This window comes from Mesorhizobium sp. PL10 (assembly GCF_053714315.1).
Map to the genome: position 1 here is coordinate 67,227 of NZ_JBSKBR010000004.1, position 16,398 is coordinate 83,624.

At 62.5% G+C, this 16,398-nt stretch carries 14 protein-coding genes; 12 read left to right on the forward strand and 2 right to left on the reverse strand.

The annotated features are described in order from the left end of the window. Positions 1-19 precede the first annotated feature (19 nt). Complete coding sequence (locus ACWGTO_RS08715) at positions 20-844, reverse strand: MurR/RpiR family transcriptional regulator (protein WP_454574458.1); 825 nt, start codon at positions 842-844, stop codon at positions 20-22. Positions 845-988: 144 nt separating this feature from the next. Between ACWGTO_RS08715 and ACWGTO_RS08720 the strand changes: the two genes are divergently transcribed. The 10 genes from ACWGTO_RS08720 to ACWGTO_RS08765 all read left to right on the forward strand — a co-directional run bounded on the left by ACWGTO_RS08720 (position 989) and on the right by ACWGTO_RS08765 (position 13,377). Beyond that, positions 989-1,807 (forward strand): N-formylglutamate amidohydrolase, encoded by an 819-nt coding sequence (locus ACWGTO_RS08720; RefSeq protein WP_454574459.1) that lies wholly within the window; start codon positions 989-991, stop codon positions 1,805-1,807. A 19-nt stretch (positions 1,808-1,826) separates the two neighbouring features. Continuing rightward, positions 1,827-3,371: an amino acid permease gene (locus ACWGTO_RS08725; RefSeq protein WP_454574460.1), complete on the forward strand. Its 1,545-nt coding sequence runs from the start codon at positions 1,827-1,829 to the stop codon at positions 3,369-3,371. Between the two features lie 80 nt (positions 3,372-3,451). Beyond that, complete coding sequence (locus tag ACWGTO_RS08730) at positions 3,452-5,008, forward strand: amino acid permease (protein WP_454574461.1); 1,557 nt, start codon at positions 3,452-3,454, stop codon at positions 5,006-5,008. An 87-nt stretch (positions 5,009-5,095) separates the two neighbouring features. Next, positions 5,096-6,466, forward strand: coding sequence for a glutamine synthetase family protein (locus ACWGTO_RS08735; protein WP_454574462.1), 1,371 nt, complete (start codon positions 5,096-5,098; stop codon positions 6,464-6,466). A gap of 136 nt (positions 6,467-6,602) precedes the next feature. Continuing rightward, on the forward strand, positions 6,603-7,991 hold the full coding sequence (locus ACWGTO_RS08740) for an aldehyde dehydrogenase family protein (protein WP_454574463.1): 1,389 nt from the start codon (positions 6,603-6,605) through the stop codon (positions 7,989-7,991). A 15-nt stretch (positions 7,992-8,006) separates the two neighbouring features. Beyond that, positions 8,007-9,179 carry an iron-containing alcohol dehydrogenase gene (locus ACWGTO_RS08745; protein WP_454574464.1) on the forward strand — a complete coding sequence of 391 codons (1,173 nt, stop codon included), beginning with the start codon at positions 8,007-8,009 and terminating at the stop codon, positions 9,177-9,179. Between the two features lie 242 nt (positions 9,180-9,421). After that, positions 9,422-10,528 (forward strand): ABC transporter substrate-binding protein, encoded by a 1,107-nt coding sequence (locus ACWGTO_RS08750; RefSeq protein WP_454574465.1) that lies wholly within the window; start codon positions 9,422-9,424, stop codon positions 10,526-10,528. 186 nt (positions 10,529-10,714) lie between these two features. Beyond that, complete coding sequence (locus tag ACWGTO_RS08755) at positions 10,715-11,509, forward strand: ABC transporter permease (protein WP_454574676.1); 795 nt, start codon at positions 10,715-10,717, stop codon at positions 11,507-11,509. Further along, positions 11,506-12,297 (forward strand): ABC transporter permease, encoded by a 792-nt coding sequence (locus tag ACWGTO_RS08760; protein ID WP_454574466.1) that lies wholly within the window; start codon positions 11,506-11,508, stop codon positions 12,295-12,297. The genes ACWGTO_RS08755 and ACWGTO_RS08760 overlap by 4 nt, the downstream gene beginning before the upstream one ends. Positions 12,298-12,312: 15 nt before the next feature. Then, on the forward strand, positions 12,313-13,377 hold the full coding sequence (locus ACWGTO_RS08765) for an ABC transporter ATP-binding protein (RefSeq protein WP_454574467.1): 1,065 nt from the start codon (positions 12,313-12,315) through the stop codon (positions 13,375-13,377). Positions 13,378-13,390: 13 nt separating this feature from the next. Here ACWGTO_RS08765 and ACWGTO_RS08770 read toward each other — a convergent pair whose 3' ends face one another. Then, positions 13,391-13,678: a hypothetical protein gene (locus ACWGTO_RS08770; RefSeq protein ID WP_454574468.1), complete on the reverse strand. Its 288-nt coding sequence runs from the start codon at positions 13,676-13,678 to the stop codon at positions 13,391-13,393. Positions 13,679-13,728: 50 nt separating this feature from the next. Here ACWGTO_RS08770 and ACWGTO_RS08775 point away from each other — a divergent pair, with 50 nt between their 5' ends. Both ACWGTO_RS08775 and ACWGTO_RS08780 read left to right on the forward strand, forming a co-directional pair. Continuing rightward, positions 13,729-15,282, forward strand: a complete 1,554-nt coding sequence (locus tag ACWGTO_RS08775; RefSeq protein ID WP_454574469.1) for a cation:proton antiporter — start codon at positions 13,729-13,731, stop codon at positions 15,280-15,282. 207 nt (positions 15,283-15,489) lie between these two features. Continuing rightward, positions 15,490-16,398 carry an endonuclease/exonuclease/phosphatase family protein gene (locus tag ACWGTO_RS08780; RefSeq protein WP_454574470.1) on the forward strand — a complete coding sequence of 303 codons (909 nt, stop codon included), beginning with the start codon at positions 15,490-15,492 and terminating at the stop codon, positions 16,396-16,398.

Here is a 16,398-nt window from a genome sequence, read left to right on the forward strand (position 1 = left end):
GAGGCCGGCATTGAGGCTGTCAGCGTAGTCCTTCCAGGTCGCGGATGCGCTTGGCGCTATCAGCCTCGAGTTGCCGGGTGACAGCACCGATCAGCGTCTCGGCGACGACGAACAATGCCGCCGAGGAATCCCACGCCGAAGGCACCGCGGTGCGTCCGGCGATGACATGGCGGGCGAAGCGGGCGATCGGCGACAGCCACTGGTCGGTGAACAGAACGATCTGCACGCCGCGCTGATGCGCCGTCTCGGCAAAGCGCACCAGACTGTCCTGGTAGCGCCGGATGTCGAAGATCACCAGCACGTCGCGCTTGCCCATGTCGATCAGCCGGTCGCGCCAGATGCTCTCCTGGCCGGCAAGGTGGTAGACATCGGGCTGGATGATGGCGAGGTGGGCGGCCATGTAGCGCGCCAGCGGATCGGTGAAACGGCCGCCGATCAGGAAGGTCTTGCCGCGCCGCTCGGCCAGCCTGGCGGCGATGTCGGCAAGCTGCCTGTCGGAGAGATGCCGGAAGGTCTCACGCATGTTTTCCAGCGTCGCTTCCAGCATCGGCGACACCGCACCGCTTGGGGACGCCGGGTTGAGCGTGCGTGAGGCCGGCGACTGCAATTGCGCCGCCAGTTCGTCCTGCAGCGCCGACTGGAATTCGGGATAGTTCTGAAACCCCAGCCTGGAAACAAATCTCAGGATCGTCGGCGACGACACGCCGGCCGCGGCCGAGAACTCGGCGACCGTCTTCAGCCCGATCAGCGGATAGTTGGCAATCAACGTCTGCGCGGCACGGCGCTCGCCGGCCGGCATCGTGCCGATGCGGTCCGATATCAGTTCGGCAATGCTGGAAATCATGGTTTTCCCCACCCTTTGCCCTGTCTGCAGCGCTTCCCCGAAATCGCGTTTGACAAAGCCGGATAAACTGTATGAAATCATCCACAGGGACGCAATGAGGCAAAATACGTAACATAAGATACAGCGCTCCCAGGGGACGGCAGTATGGAGAACGCTCGGCCCGCCAGCCTTGCATCGTCTGGTACCGTAGGGGTGGCGAATCCCGGCGGCTCCAGCCCTTTCGTGCTGACCTGCGACCACGCTTCCAATTTCCTGCCGGCTGAATTCGGCACGCTGGGCCTGCCCGCCGAAGATCTTTCCCGCCATATCGCGTGGGATCCCGGCGCGCTGCCGGTGGCCCGCCGCATGGCTGCCGCGCTCGATGCGACGCTCATCGAAACACGGATCTCGCGCCTCATCGTCGACTGCAACCGCCCGCTCGAAGCGCCCGACCTGGTGCCGCCAGTCAGCGAGACGACGATCATTCCCGGCAATGCCGGCCTGTCGGAGACGCAGCGCGCCGAGCGCATCGCCCTGTCGTGGCGACCGTTTCATGACACGATCGCTAACATCATCGAAGACCGGCTGGCGCGCGGGCAGGAGACGAGGCTGGTGTCGGTCCACTCCTTCACTCCGGTCTACAAGGGCAGGAGCCGGCCCTGGCATATCGGCATCATCCATGATGACGACCGCCGGCTGGCGTTGCCGCTGATAGCGGCGCTGCAGCGGCTCTCAGGCGTCACTGTCGGCATCAATGAGCCCTATTCGCCGGCCGACCGCGTCTATTTCACTCTCGAGCGCCATGCGCGCTCTCGCGGCCTTGCCTGCGCAATGATCGAAATCCGCAATGACGAAATAACCGGCGAGACCGGGCAGCGGAAATGGGCGGATCTGCTCACCGGCATCTTTTTGAATCTGGAACCCGAAGAGGCCAAGGGTTCCCGACGACACGCAATAGGAAAGTCAGTTCAATCGGCCAGCTAAGAGACAAGAGGGGACGAAAATGGCAGGACCGGATACATCAGATCATGAGAGGTCGGAGGACGTAAGAACCCTCCATAGCATGGGCTACGCCCAGGAGCTGGCTCGCCGCATGAGCGGCTTCTCGAACTTCGCAATTTCCTTTTCGATCATTTGCATTCTGGCGGGCGGCATCACGTCCTTCCCGCTGGCCATGGCCACCGGAAGCGGCTTCGAGGCGACTATCGGCTGGATCATCGGCGGCGTCTTTGCGCTTATCGTGGCCGCGTCCCTTGGCCAGATCGGCTCGGCCTACCCAACGGCCGGCGGTCTCTATCACTGGTCGTCAATTCTTGGCGGGCGCGGCTGGGGCTGGGCCACGGCCTGGATCAACCTGCTCGGCCTGATCTTCGTCGTCGCCTCGGTCAATGTCGGTGTCTATGCTCTCTTCAAGGACCTTGTCTGGTCTGGCGTGTTCGGTCACGACGTCTCCGCCTGGGGCTATCAGGAGCAGGTGATCGGCGTTGTGATTATCACCGTGGCACAGGCGCTGATCAACCATTTCGGCATCAAGCTCACCACCATACTGACGGATTTCTCGGGCTACCTCATTCTGGTCGTCGCCGTCGTGTTGACCGCGATGTTCCTGATCTGGGGCGCAAGCTGGGATTTCTCGCGGCTCACCACCTTCGTCAACAATACTGGTGATCCAGGAGCCGGATACGTTCCCACGGCACGGACGGCACTCGTCGCCTTCCTGATCGGCCTGCTCTATCCGCTCTACACGATCACCGGCTTCGATGCTTCGGCCCATACGTCCGAAGAGACCCACAATGCCCGGGTGGCGGTGCCGCGCGGCATGATCCATTCTGTTCTATGGTCGCTGGTGTTCGGCTTCGTCATGGCCGTTTCGTTCGTGCTGGCCAGCCCCGATCTGGCAGCAACGGCCAAGGATGGCGCCAATGCCTGGTTCAATCTCTTCAACAACCTGCCGGCACCATTCTGGCTGAAGAGCATCATTGCCATCTCGATCGTGCTGGCAAACTTCATCTGCGCGCTCGCCGGACTGACGTCGACCTCGCGCATGATCTTTGCTTTCGCGCGTGACGGCGGCCTGCCCGGTTCGTCGGTGTGGAAGACCGTCAGCCCGACATGGCGTACGCCGGTGGCGGCGATCTGGCTCGGGGCGGTGCTCGCGGTCGCAGCGACATTGTACTCGCCGGCTTTCGCCGCACTGGCCGCTGGCTGTGCATTGTTCCTCTATGTGTCTTACGCCATGCCGGTGGCCGCCGGCCTGCTTGCCGAGGGGAAGAGCTGGACCGAATTCGGTCCATTCCGCCTCGGCATCTGGTCCAAGCCGTTCGCCATTATTACGGTGCTTGGTGTTCTGGTGCTGATGTATGCCGGCATCCAGCCGCCCTTCGACATCCTGATCAACTATGCCATCGGCCTGATCATTCTGCTGGTGGTTCTGTGGTTCGGCATCGAGTCGCGCCGCTTTAAAGGCCCACCGATCGGCGCCGATATCGCTCGCCGCGCTGCAGAGATCGCGGCTGCGGAAAAAGCCGTTGGCCAGGCGGCCGGTTAACAGCAAGACTACATCCTCCGGCCGGCGCAAGCCGGCCGGAACAGGGCCGGCCAGCTAAGAACGTAAAAAGGGGACTTCAAATGGCAGCACCAGGTTATACCGAAGTTGATAAGGCGGAGGACGTAAAGCACCTCCACAGCATGGGCTACGCCCAGGAACTGGAGCGGCGTCTTAGCCGCTTTTCGAACTTCGCGGTTTCCTTCTCCATCATCTGCATCCTGTCGGGCGGCATCAACTCGCTGGCGCAGGCAACGTCGGGCGCCGGCGGCATCGGCATCGGCATCGGCTGGCTGGTGGGCTGCTTCGTCTCGCTGACCTTCGCGGTCGCCATGTCGCAGATCAGCTCGGCCTATCCGACGGCCGGCGGCCTCTATCACTGGGGTTCGATCCTCGGCAATCGCGGCACGGGCTGGGTGACGGCCTGGCTCAACCTTTTGGGCCTGATCACCGTACTCGGCGCCATCAATGTCGGCACCTGGACGTTCTTCATCGGCGCCTTCGGACCGACGCTCGGCATCGAGGGCACGCTCACCAACCAGATGATCTTCCTGATTGTCATCACCGGCGCCCAGGCGCTGATCAACCATCTCGGCATCAAGCTGACGGCGAAACTGACCGACTTTTCGGGCTATCTGATCTTCTTCGGCTCGATCCTGATCGCGGTCGTCTGCCTGTTCTCCGCCGAGACCTGGGATTTCAGCCGGCTCTTCACCTTCCACAACTACTCGGGTGAGGCCGGCGCCAGCGTCTGGCCGTCAGTATCGAATGCCTGGGTGTTCGCGCTCGGCCTGCTGCTGCCGATCTACACCATCACCGGCTATGATGCGTCCGCGCACACGTCGGAGGAAACCATCAAGGCGGCGTCCTCGGTGCCACGCGCCATGGTCATGTCGGTCATCTGGTCGGCGCTATTCGGCTATCTGTTCCTGGCCGCTTTCGTGCTGATGATCCCGAACATGGACGATGCCGCCAAGCAGGGCTGGAACGTGTTCTTCTGGGCTTTCGACCAGCGCGTCAGCCCCGGCCTCAAGGAGTTCGTCTACCTCGTCGTGTTCCTGGCCCAGTTGCTGTGTGGTCTTGCAACCGTTACCTCGGCCTCGCGCATGATCTTCGCCTTCTCGCGTGACGGCGGTCTGCCCGGTTCCTCGGCGCTCGCCAAGGTCAGCCCGACCTACCGCACGCCGGTGGCGGCGATCTGGACGGCGTCGATCCTGTCGGTGCTGTTCGTCTGGGGCTCGACACTGGTTTCGGTTGCCGGCACTTCGGCTTATACCATCGTGGTGTCCTGCACCGTCATCTTCCTGTTCCTGTCGTTCATCGTGCCGATCGTGCTCGGCATGCTGGCCTGGGGCACGCCGAAGTGGGACAAGATGGGGCCGTGGAATATGGGCCGCGGCATCTTCATGCTGTTCGGCGTTCTCTCGATCATCTCGATGATCCTGATCTTCGTTATCGGCATCCAGCCACCGAACGACTGGGCGCTGTACATCACCGTCGGCTTCTTCATACTGACGGCGATCGTGTGGTTCGCTTTCGAGCGCAATCGCTTCCAGGGCCCGCCGCTGGGCGACATCATCGCGGCGCGCCAGGCAGCCATCAAGGCAGCCGAACAGGCGGTCGGCGAAACCGGCCACTGACGTCCACACTCATGACCATGGCCGGCGTTCTGCCGGCCATGGTTTCGTTTACCCCTCTCAATCGACCAGCGCTGGAGTGCCAAAGGAATGGCCGGAAATTTCTCGTTCGATCAGTTGAAGAAAGCGGTCTCCAATGGCGAGATCGACACGGTGCTGGCCTGCATCGTCGACATGCAGGGGCGGCTCGCCGGAAAACGCTTCCTGGCGCAGTACTTCGTCGATTCCGCCCATGACGAGACGCATGGCTGCAACTATCTGCTCGCCGCCGACATCGATATGGAGCCAGTGCCGGGGTACAAGGCGGCAAGCTGGTCGAAGGGCTATGGCGACTTCGTGATGAAGCCGGATCTCGCGACGCTGCGGCGCCTTCCGTGGCTCGAAAAGACAGCACTTGTGATCTGCGACGTGCTCGACCACCACACTCATGACGACCTGCCGCATTCGCCGCGTGCCATCCTGAAGAAGCAGGTCAAGCGGCTCACCGAACGTGGCTATATCGGCTACTTCGCTTCCGAGCTCGAATTCTACCTGTTCAACGAGACCTACGACTCCGCCCGCAAGAAGCACTGGCAAGGTCTCGATACCGCGTCGCCCTATATCGGCGACTACCAGATCGGCATCACCACCAAGGAAGAAGGCGTCATGCGCCGGCTTCGCAATGAGATGGAAGCTGCCGGCATCCCGATCGAAAACTCGAAGGGTGAATGGGGTCCGGGCCAGGAAGAGATCAATGTGCGCTATGCCGATGCACTCGACATGGCCGACCGCCACGTCATCCTGAAGAACGGCGCCAAGGAGATTGCCGAGTCCGAAGGCAAGGCGATCTCGTTCATGTCCAAGTACAATTACGGGCTCGCCGGCAATTCCAGCCATATCCACAATTCGCTGTGGAGCGCCGACGGCAAGACGCCTTTGTTCTTCGACAAAAAGGCGGACTGGACGCTGTCGACGCTCGGCCAGCAATGGGCGGCGGGACAGCTGAAATACGCTAAGGAGTTCACCTGGTTCCTGGCGCCCTACATCAACTCCTACAAGCGCTTCCAGGCCGGCACCTTCGCTCCGACCAAGATCATGTGGAGCGAGGACAACCGCACCGCCGGCTTCCGCCTGTGTGGCGAGGGCACCAAGGGCATCCGCATGGAATGCCGCATCGGCGGCGCCGATCTCAACCCCTATCTCGCCTTTGCCGCGCTGATCGCGGCCGGCCTCGCCGGCATCGACGAGAAGCTGGAGCTGCAGAAGCCGTTTGTCGGCGACGCCTATCAGGCTTCGCGCCTGCCGGAGATTCCGAAAACGCTGCGCGACGCGACCGAGACGCTGGCCAAGTCGAGGATGCTGAAGCAGGCGCTCGGCGACGACGTGCTCGAACACTACGTTCACACAGCCAAGTGGGAGCAGTTCGAATATGATCGCCGGATTACGGATTGGGAACTGCACCGCGGGTTCGAGCGGTATTAAATAGCCCGCGAGCGTCGGCGCTGGTGCGCATTCCTTCCCCCCGTCCCTATACGGGGAGAAGGTGCCGGCAGGCGGATGAGGGGCAGTGCCCATTCATGCGATTTTCAATTGTTGTAAAAGTGCGAGGGCTTACAAAATGACCGAAACGGTCAAACTCAAATCCCCCATCGATGGTTCGATCTATGCCGAGCGTCCCGTCGCCACCGACCAGGCGATCAATGCCTCGGTCGAGCGCGCCAAGGCGGCGCAGGAGAAGTGGGCGCAGACGCCGATCGTCGAGCGCGGAAAGTACATGCTGGCGATGCTTGAGGCGCTGGTCGCGATGACCGATGAGATCGTGCCGGAGATCGCCTGGCAGATGGGGCGCCCGGTGCGCTATGGCGGCGAGTTCGGCGGCGTCAAGGAACGCACCAACTACATGGTCGAGATCGCTGAAGCTGCGCTGAAATCCTTGCCGGCGTCCAACCCGAAGGACGGCTTCCGCCGCTATGTGAAGAAGGATCCGCTCGGCGTGGTCATGGTGATCGCGCCGTGGAACTATCCTTATCTGACGGCGGTCAACACCATCGTGCCGGCGCTGATGGCAGGCAACACCGTCATCCTGAAACATGCGGCGCAGACGCTGCTCGTCGGCGAACGTTTTCAGCAGGCTTTCGACAAGGTGGGCCTGCCCAAGGGCGTGTTCCAGAATGTCGTGCTCAATCATGCCCAGACCGAGAAGCTGCTCGGCTCGGGCAAGATCGACCATGTCAATTTCACCGGTTCGGTCGGCGGCGGCCGCGCGATCGAGAAGGCAGCGGCCGGCACTTTCATGACTCTCGGTCTCGAACTCGGCGGCAAGGATCCGGCCTATGTGCTGCCGGACGCAAAGCTCGGCCATGCGGTGGCCAATCTGGTCGACGGCGCCTTCTACAATTCCGGCCAGTGCTGTTGCGGCATCGAGCGGGTCTATGTGCATGAGAAGGTCTACGACCAGTTCGTCGAAGGCTTCATTGCCGAGACCAAGAACTATGTCGTCGGCAATCCGCTGGAGCAGGCGACCACGATGGGGCCGATGGCGCAGGCGCGCTTCGCCGATTTGATCCGCGAGCAGAAGGCCGAGGCGCTGCGCAAGGGCGCGGTCGCACGTATCAATATGAAGGTGGCTAACGATAAGGCCGGCTCGCCCTATCTGGCGCCGGAAGTGCTGACCAGCGTCGACCACCAGATGAGCGTCATGCGCGAGGAAAGCTTTGGCCCGATCGTCGGCATCATGAAGGTGCGCAACGACGAGGAGGCGATCGCCCTGATGAATGACAGCCCGTACGGGCTGACCGCGTCGATCTGGACCGGCGACATTGAGCATGCGGTGGCGATAGGCGACCGTGTCGAGACCGGCACGGTGTTCATGAACCGCTGCGACTATCTTGATCCGGCGCTGGTCTGGACCGGCGTCAAGGACACCGGCAAAGGTGTTGCCCTGTCGGCGCTCGGCTATGACAATCTGACCCGGCCGAAATCCTTCCACCTGCGCGAAGCCATCTGATTTGAAAGACAAGACATGTCCAAGCTGATCTCCAAATGGAACTACCCCACCACCGTCCGCTTCGGCGCCGGGCGCATCAAGGAATTGCCCGACGTGCTGGAAGCGACTGGCATCAAGCGGCCGCTGTTCGTCACCGATCCTGGTCTCGCCAAGCTGCCGGTCGTCGCTTCGACGCTGAAAATCCTCGACGACGCCAAGGTGCCCTATGGCGTGTTTTCCGAGGTGAAGCCGAACCCGGTCGATTCCAACCTCACCGCCGGCATCGCCGTGTTCAAGAAGGGCAAGCATGACGGCGTCATCGCCTTCGGCGGCGGCTCGGCGCTGGATCTCGGCAAGCTGATCGCCTTCCAGGCCGGGCAGACGCGGCCGGTGTGGGATTTCGAGGATGTCGGCGACTGGTGGACGCGCGCCGATTCCGACGCCATTGCGCCGATCATCGCAGTGCCGACCACCGCCGGCACAGGTTCGGAAGTCGGCCGCGCCGGCGTCATCACCAACGAGGCGACGCACACCAAGAAGGTCATCTTCCATCCGAAACTTTTGCCGGCAATCGTCATCGCCGATCCGGAACTGTCGGTCGGCATGCCGGGCTTCATTACCGCCGGCACCGGCATGGATGCGCTCGCCCACTGCCTGGAAGCCTATTGCGCGCCGGGCTACCACCCGATGGCCGACGGCATTGCCGTCGAAGGCATCAGGCTGGTGTTCGAGAACCTGCCCAAGGCCTATGCCAACGGCAAGGATCTCGTCGCCCGCGCCCATATGATGAGCGCGGCCGCCATGGGCGCGGCGGCCTTCCAGAAGGGGCTGGGGGCCATCCATTCGCTTTCGCACCCGATCGGCGCGCTCTACGACACCCATCACGGCATGACCAATGCAGTGTTCATGCCCTATGTGCTGGCCTTCAACCGGGACTCGATCGAGGAGCGTATCGGCCGGCTCGCTGCCTACTGCGGCATCAAGGGCGGCTTCGACGGTTTCGCCAAGGCGGTCATCAAGCTGCGCAAGGAACTCAAGGTGCCGCATGCGCTGCCGGGCCTGATCAAGGGGCTCGACATGGACAAGAAGCGCAAGGGGCTGATCGCCGACATGGCGGTGGTCGATCCGACCGCCGGCGGCAACCCGGTCAAGCTGACCAAGAAAGCGGCGTTGACGCTGCTCGAAAACGCCATTGCCGGTACCGTGTGAGGCGGATCAGGGTACCGGTAATTTTATTTGGAACGAGGGGAAAGGAAGGGGCAAGGGGCAGGAGGCAAGGCGATAAACCATTAGCCGGAAAATTAAGTGAGGGCTAATTGCTACAGCCTGTTAAAAAGAGTTAACTTTTCGTGCCGCCGGGAGCCAGTTTCAAAAAGCTTTCATCTGGCTGTCACATGAAAAAGATACCGCATCGCAGGCGTCCAGCGACGCCAGTTCAACGGAGAGGACACATGTTCAAGTTCACGGGGAAAGTGCTTTCCCTATCGGCCGTCGCCCTCATGGCGACCTCTGCTATCTCGTCGGCCCAGTCCATGGACGAACTGGTGGCCGCGGCAAAGAAGGAAGGCCAGCTCACCACCATCGCGCTGCCGCATGACTGGTGTGGTTATGGCGCCGTCATCGACGGTTTCAAGGCGAAGTATCCGGAAATCAGCATCAACGAGCTCAACCCCGATGCCGGCTCCGGCGACGAAGTCGAGGCGATCAAGGCCAACAAGGACAACAAGGGTCCGCAGGCGCCTGACGTCATCGACGTCGGCTTGTCCTTTGGCCCGACCGCCAAGGCCGACGGTCTTATCCAGGCCTACAAAGTGTCGACCTGGGACTCGATCCCGGACAGCGCCAAGGATGCCGACGGCTTCTGGTACGGCGACTATTATGGCGTTCTGTCGTTCATGGTGAACAAGGACCTGATCAAGGAATCGCCCACGGATTGGGCTGATCTCCTGAAGCCGGAATTCGCCAACTCGGTCGCTCTTGCCGGTGATCCGCGCGCTTCGAACCAGGCCATCCAGGCTGTCTATGCCTCCGGTCTTGCCGGTGGCGCCGCCGCCGGCGAAGCCGCCGGCACCGCTGGTCTCGACTTCTTCAAGAAGCTCAACGCCGCCGGCAATTTCGTTTCGGTCGTCGGCAAGCCGGCAACGCTCGCCCAGGGTCAGACCCCGATCCTGATCAACTGGGACTACAACGCGCTCGCCGGCCGCGACACGCTGAAGGGCAACCCGCCCGTCGACGTCATCGTGCCGAAGACCGGCGTTGTCGCCGGCGTCTATGTGCAGGCGATCAGCGCGTACGCGCCGCACCCGAACGCCGCCAAGCTGTGGATGGAGTACCTCTATTCCGACGAAGGCCAGATCAGCTGGCTGAAGGGCTACTGCCACCCCATCCGCTTCAACGATCTTGCCAAGAACGGCAAGATCCCGGCGGACGTGCTGGCAAAGCTGCCGCCGGCTGAATCCTATGCTGCGGCCGCGTTCCCGACGCTCGACGAGCAAGCCAAGGCCAAGGAAACCATCAGCAAGAACTGGGACGCCACTGTCGGCGCCAACGTCAAGTAAGACTGAAATCCACCGGGCGGCCGCGAGGCCGCCCGGCCCTCCCTCGAAGACGGTAGCCGGCGCATGACCGATCTCTCGCTTTCAAACAACACGATTGCCAGCAAGCCCGTGCCGCCCAACGCGGCGACCGCGTTCCGCTTTCCGACGCATTGGATCGGCGTCGCGCCCTTTTTTATCTTTGCCCTGATGTTTCTGATCCTGCCCACGCTCTATCTGGTATTGGGTGCGTTCCAGGACGGTGAAGGCCACTTCACGCTCGACAATATCCTGCAACTGGTGAGCGACCCCTCCATCAGCAATTCCTACTGGGTGTCGATCTGGATCAGCTTCTGGTCGGCTATCATCGGCGCCTTTGCCGGGCTCGCGCTGGCGATTGCGATTGTGCGCGGCGGTCTGCCAAGCTGGGTGCGTTCCGCGACGCTTACCTTCTCAGGCGTGGCTTCCAATTTCGCCGGCTTGCCGCTCGCCTTTGCCTTCATAGCGACGCTTGGGCGGGTCGGCATCGTAACAATCATCCTGCGCGACGTGTTCGGCATGAACATCTATGCGATGGGCTTCAATTTTCTGACCAGTACGGGTCTCATCGTCGTCTATCTGTTCTTTCAGATCCCGCTGATGGTGGTGATCATCGTGCCGGCGATCGACGGCCTGAAGAAGGAATGGAACGAGGCCGCCGCCACGCTCGGCGCAACCCAGTGGCAATATTGGCGCATGGTGGTGATCCCCGTGCTGTTCCCGAGCTTCCTCGGCACTGTCATTTTGCTGTTTGCCAATGCCTTCGGGGCCATTGCGACGGCCTACGCGTTCACCGGTCCGACGCTCAACATCGTTCCCATCAAGCTGTATTCGCAGATCAACGGCGACGTGCTGCACAATCCGCAACTCGGCTACGCCATCGCCTTCGGAATGATCGTCATCACCGGGCTGGCCAATGTCTTCTACATCTGGTTCCGGACCCGTTCCGAGAGGTGGCTCAAATGAAGTCTGGCAAGTTCTGGGCCTGGGTCGTCTTTATCGTTTCCGCCGCCTATTTCTTCATTCCGCTGATTGCGACGTTCGAGTTTTCGCTGCGCCTGCGCCGCGGCGTCCATTCCTTCGACGCCTATCAGATCGTGCTCGGCGATCCGCGCTTCCAGGCAACGTTCGTATATTCGGTGGTCGCCGCGATCTTCACCATCATTCTCGGTGTGCTGATCGTGGTGCCGGCGGCCTACTGGATCCGGCTACGCTTGCCGCAGCTGCGGCCAATCGTCGAATTCATCACGTTGTTGCCTCTGGTCATTCCGGCCATCGTGATCGTCTTCGGCTATATCAGGATGTACGGCTCGAACTCGCCGCTGCCGTTCCTGTCCAGCGATTTCGGCGCCAGCGCCTTGCTCGTGATCGGCTATGCGACATTGGCACTGCCTTATATGTACCGCGCCGTCGATACCGGCCTGCGCACCATCGATGTGCGCACGTTGACGGAGGCGGCACAAATCCTTGGCGCCGGCTGGGGCACGATCATCACCCGCGTCATCCTGCCAAATGTGCTGATCGCGGTGCTGTCGGGTGCATTCCTGACCTTTGCCATCGTTATCGGCGAGTTCACCATGGCCAGCCTGCTCAACCGGCCGGCCTTCGGCCCGTATCTGCAGAACATCGGCGCCAACCGCGCTTATGAGCCGGCCGCACTTGCCGTCATCGCCTTCGCAATTACCTGGGGCTGCATGTCGCTGATCCAACTCCTGTCCCGTTTTGCGCCGAAATCGGCGAACCGCCCGAACTGATCGAAAGAGAAAGCCATGGCCGAGCCATTCCTCTCCATCCAGCATGTGCGAAAGTCCTACGGAACCAACACCGTGGTCCAGGATTTCAGCCTCGATGTTGAACCGGGCGAGTTCGTATCGTTCCTCGGCCCATCCGGTTGCGGCAAGACAACGGTGCTGCGTATGGTCGCCGGCTTCGAGGAGCCCTCGGCCGGCAAGATCGTCGTCGCCGGCAAGGACATCACCAGGTTGAAGCCGAACCAGCGCAATGTCGGCATGGTGTTCCAGGCCTATGCGCTGTTCCCGAACCTGACGGTGGCGCAGAATATCGCCTTCGGCCTGAAAGTCGGCGGCATGAACAAGCCGGATGCCGACCGCCGCGTCGCCGAAATGCTCGACATGATCAAACTGCCGCAGATGGCGGATCGCTATCCATACCAGCTCTCCGGCGGCCAGCAGCAGCGTATCGCATTGGCCCGCGCCATCGCGCCGAAGCCCAAGCTGCTCTTGCTCGACGAGCCGCTGTCGGCACTCGATGCCAAGGTTCGCGTGTCGCTGCGCGAGGAAATCCGCTCGATCCAGAAGAAGCTCGACATCACCACCATCTTCGTCACCCATGATCAGGAAGAGGCGCTGTCGATCTCCGACCGCATCGCGGTCATGTATGGCGGCAAAGCCGAGCAGGTCGGCACGCCGTTCGAAATCTATAACCGCCCGGCGACCAAGTTTGTCGCCAATTTCGTCGGCACGCTGAACGTGCTCGAGGGCAGGGTCACCGATCCCGCATCCGGTACGGTGCAGGTCAACACCCAGGAAGTCTCGCTCAAGGGCAAGCTCAACGGTTCGAAGTCCGGCGATATGCTGTCGCTGGCACTGCGGCCCGAGGCGATTTCGCTGGGACGCCAGCCCGGCCGCGACTCCAGCCTTTCGGGTGAAATCTCCGAAGTGCACTTCCTCGGCTCGGTGATCCGCGTTCGCGTCGGCATAGGCGGCAACACAGTGTCGCTCGACACCTTCAACAGCCCGGCGACGCCGCCCCCCGCCGTCGGCGAAAAGGCCGACATATCGTTCTCTTCAAGCGATATGCTGGTGCTGCACTAGGCTGTGCCGATGTTCAGGTGAGGCCGGCCTGCGAATGACCGATGCCTGCGCTTCCGGCCTTCGCCAGCCGAAGCACGTGTAATGTATGGTTGCAGCCGAGGCTACGGCCGACGTAGGCCGGTACGCTCCGCTCCGGTTCTCTGTAACAGCCGTTTTGGTCGTTTAGCGCCGTCTCCGTCTCCGACTCGACGAGCGAAGGGGAGTCGCACTGGCCGATGGGGATCATGATCAATGCCATACCCAGGCAATGCGCTCCGGGCATACTGCCAGGGCCCGGAATGCGCTGGACAATCAACAGCATCTTGCCATCCAGCCACTGCCCATGATGCCGCTTCACCGCTACGATAGGCGATGGCGCTTTTCGAACTCACCCTTGTCCTGCTTCTGGCTGCCGTTGCGCTGACGGCGCTGTCGCGACGGCTGGAGATACCCTATCCGTCCCTGCTGGCGCTGGCCGGCGTGGCGATTGCCTTCGTGCCCGGTGCGCCGACGATCGAGATCGATCCGGAACTGGCGCTTGCGCTGTTCATCGCGCCGGTGCTTCTCGATGCCGCCTACGACACTTCACTGCGCGACCTGAAGCGTTACCGGCTGTCACTGGCGCTGCTCGCGCTTGGCGCCGTCGTCTTTACCACCGTGGTGGTTGCCTTCGTCGGCTGGAAGATGGCCGGCCTGCCGATCGCGGCGGCAATCGCGCTTGGCGCCATCGTCGCGCCGCCGGATGCAGTGGCGGCGTCTGCCGTGCTCAGCCAGTTCAAGGTGCCGCACCGCATCACCGCCATCCTGCAGGGCGAGAGCCTGCTCAACGATGCCACGGCACTGCTGATCTATCGGCTGGCGGTTTCGGCCGCGCTCGGCACGATCATGCTGAGCAACGCCATTCCGGTGATCCTGCTGGCAACGATCGGCAGCGTCGTCGCCGGCTATGTGTTCGGCCGCGTCTCGCTGCTGACGCTGGCGCGCATCGAGGACGCGGCCAGCAGCACGGTGGTGCAGTTCGCCGGAACCTTCGCCGTGTGGATCATTGCCGACAGGCTCGGCCTTTCCGCCATCATCACCATCGTCGTCTACGCCATCACCATCGCGCGCAGGGCGCCGCGCCGCATGTCGGCGAGACGCCGCGTCAGCACCTATTCGGTCTGGGAGTCGGCTGTGTTCGTGCTCAACGTGCTCGCCTTCGTGCTGATGGGCCTGCAGGCGCGCACGATCGTCGGCAGGCTCGCCGGCGACGGGCAAGGCGAAGCATTCCTTTTCGCCGGGACGGTGCTGGTCGTCGTCATCGTGGCGCGCCTGTTCTGGGTGGGGAGTTACGTCGCCATTATCCGATGGCTTGCCCGCCTCGGCAGCCAGGAGGCAAGGCGCGATCTGCCGACATTTGGCGGCGCCGTGCTGGTCGGTTGGTGCGGTATGCGCGGATTGGTGACACTGGTGGTGGCCATTGCGCTGCCGGCCGATTTTCCCCACCGCGACCCGATCGTGCTTGCCGCCTTCGCGGTGGTCCTTGGCACGCTGGTGCTGCAAGGCATGACGCTGAAGCCGCTGCTGCGATGGATCAACTTCGCCCCGGACAGAACGGTCGACAACGAGGTGGCGCAGGCGCGCGTTGCCATCATGCAGGCCGCACTCGACGTGCTGAGCCGCAAGACATCGGCGGCGGCCGCCGTCGTGCGCGAGCAGTATGAAGCGCAGCGCGTGATCGCGGAAAACCCCGACGATGCTCAAGCGGCAACCGAATACGACCGGCTGCGCCTATATACCATCAACCGCCAGCGCGACACACTTGAGGAGTTGCGCGGCAACGGCACGATCGGCGACGAGGCCTATCACCGGCTGGAGGAAGAGATCGACTGGGCTGAACTGGCGGCATCGCCGGCGGGCCGGTTCCAGCCGTTGACGACCGACTAGTCTAGCGCCAATTTCGCGCCGTCGCTTTCCACGGCGCGCCTCGCGGCGTTTTCCGGCGTGCAGAGGATACCGGGCTGGCGGGAGTCGGTGCATGATCGCGAAGCAAGGGCGGGGAGGCTTCCGGCACAAGCCGCTTCCAGTCTCGTGCACATTGCAACCAATCCACTGAACCGCTACTGCCATCAGCGAAAGTGAGCCGGATAAGCAATGAAGCTGGTCAGCTACAACATCCAGTACGGATTCGGCGGCGACGGCCGTTACGATCTGACGCGCTGCGCGAAGCTGGTCGACGGCGCCGACATCATCGCGCTGCAGGAGGTCGAGCGGCACTGGCAGCGGAGCAATGAGGATGACCAGCCGGAGCTGCTGTCCAGACTGCTGCCGGGGTATCACTGGGTCTATGGTCCAGCCTTCGACATGGATGCCAGCCAGGAGCAGGGCGGCCGTATCGTCAACCGCCGCCGGCAGTTCGGCACCATGCTGCTGTCGAAGCAACCGATCGTATGGTCGCGCCTGCACGCGCTGCCGATGCGCCGCACGCTCCGGCCGCTCAACACCCGCAACGCCGCACTTGAATGCATGATCCGCACGCCGGCCGGGCCGGTGCGGTTTCTGTCGCTGCATCTCGCCCATATCGCGGCGGAGGAGCGGCTGGAGCAGATCGACTATCTGCTCGCCGAACATCGCCGGGCGCCATCCGAGGGCGGCCCATGGAGCGGCATGGATGACGAGCCTTCGCGCAACTGGACCAGTGGCGAAGCCGAGCCGGAAAATCCGACGGCTGCGATCTGGATGGGCGACTTCAACATGGAGCCGGGCAGCGCCGAGTACAGCCGCATCGTCGGCAGCACGCCCTATCATCGGGGGGCAGCCTATCTCGGCGGCTTCGTCGATGCGGCCGCTGTTGCCAGCGAGCCGGCAGGGGACTTCCACACCCACGTGAAAACCATCGACGGCAAGGTGGCCAAGCGTCGGCTCGACCATTGCTTCGTCGGTGGCATGTTCGTGGACCGCGTTCGCTCGGTCAGTGCCGATATAGGCGAGGTAGCGTCCGATCACTTCCCGGTCCGGATCGACATCGATCTCGAAACGCCCTTGGGCTTGGGAGGTCGTTGA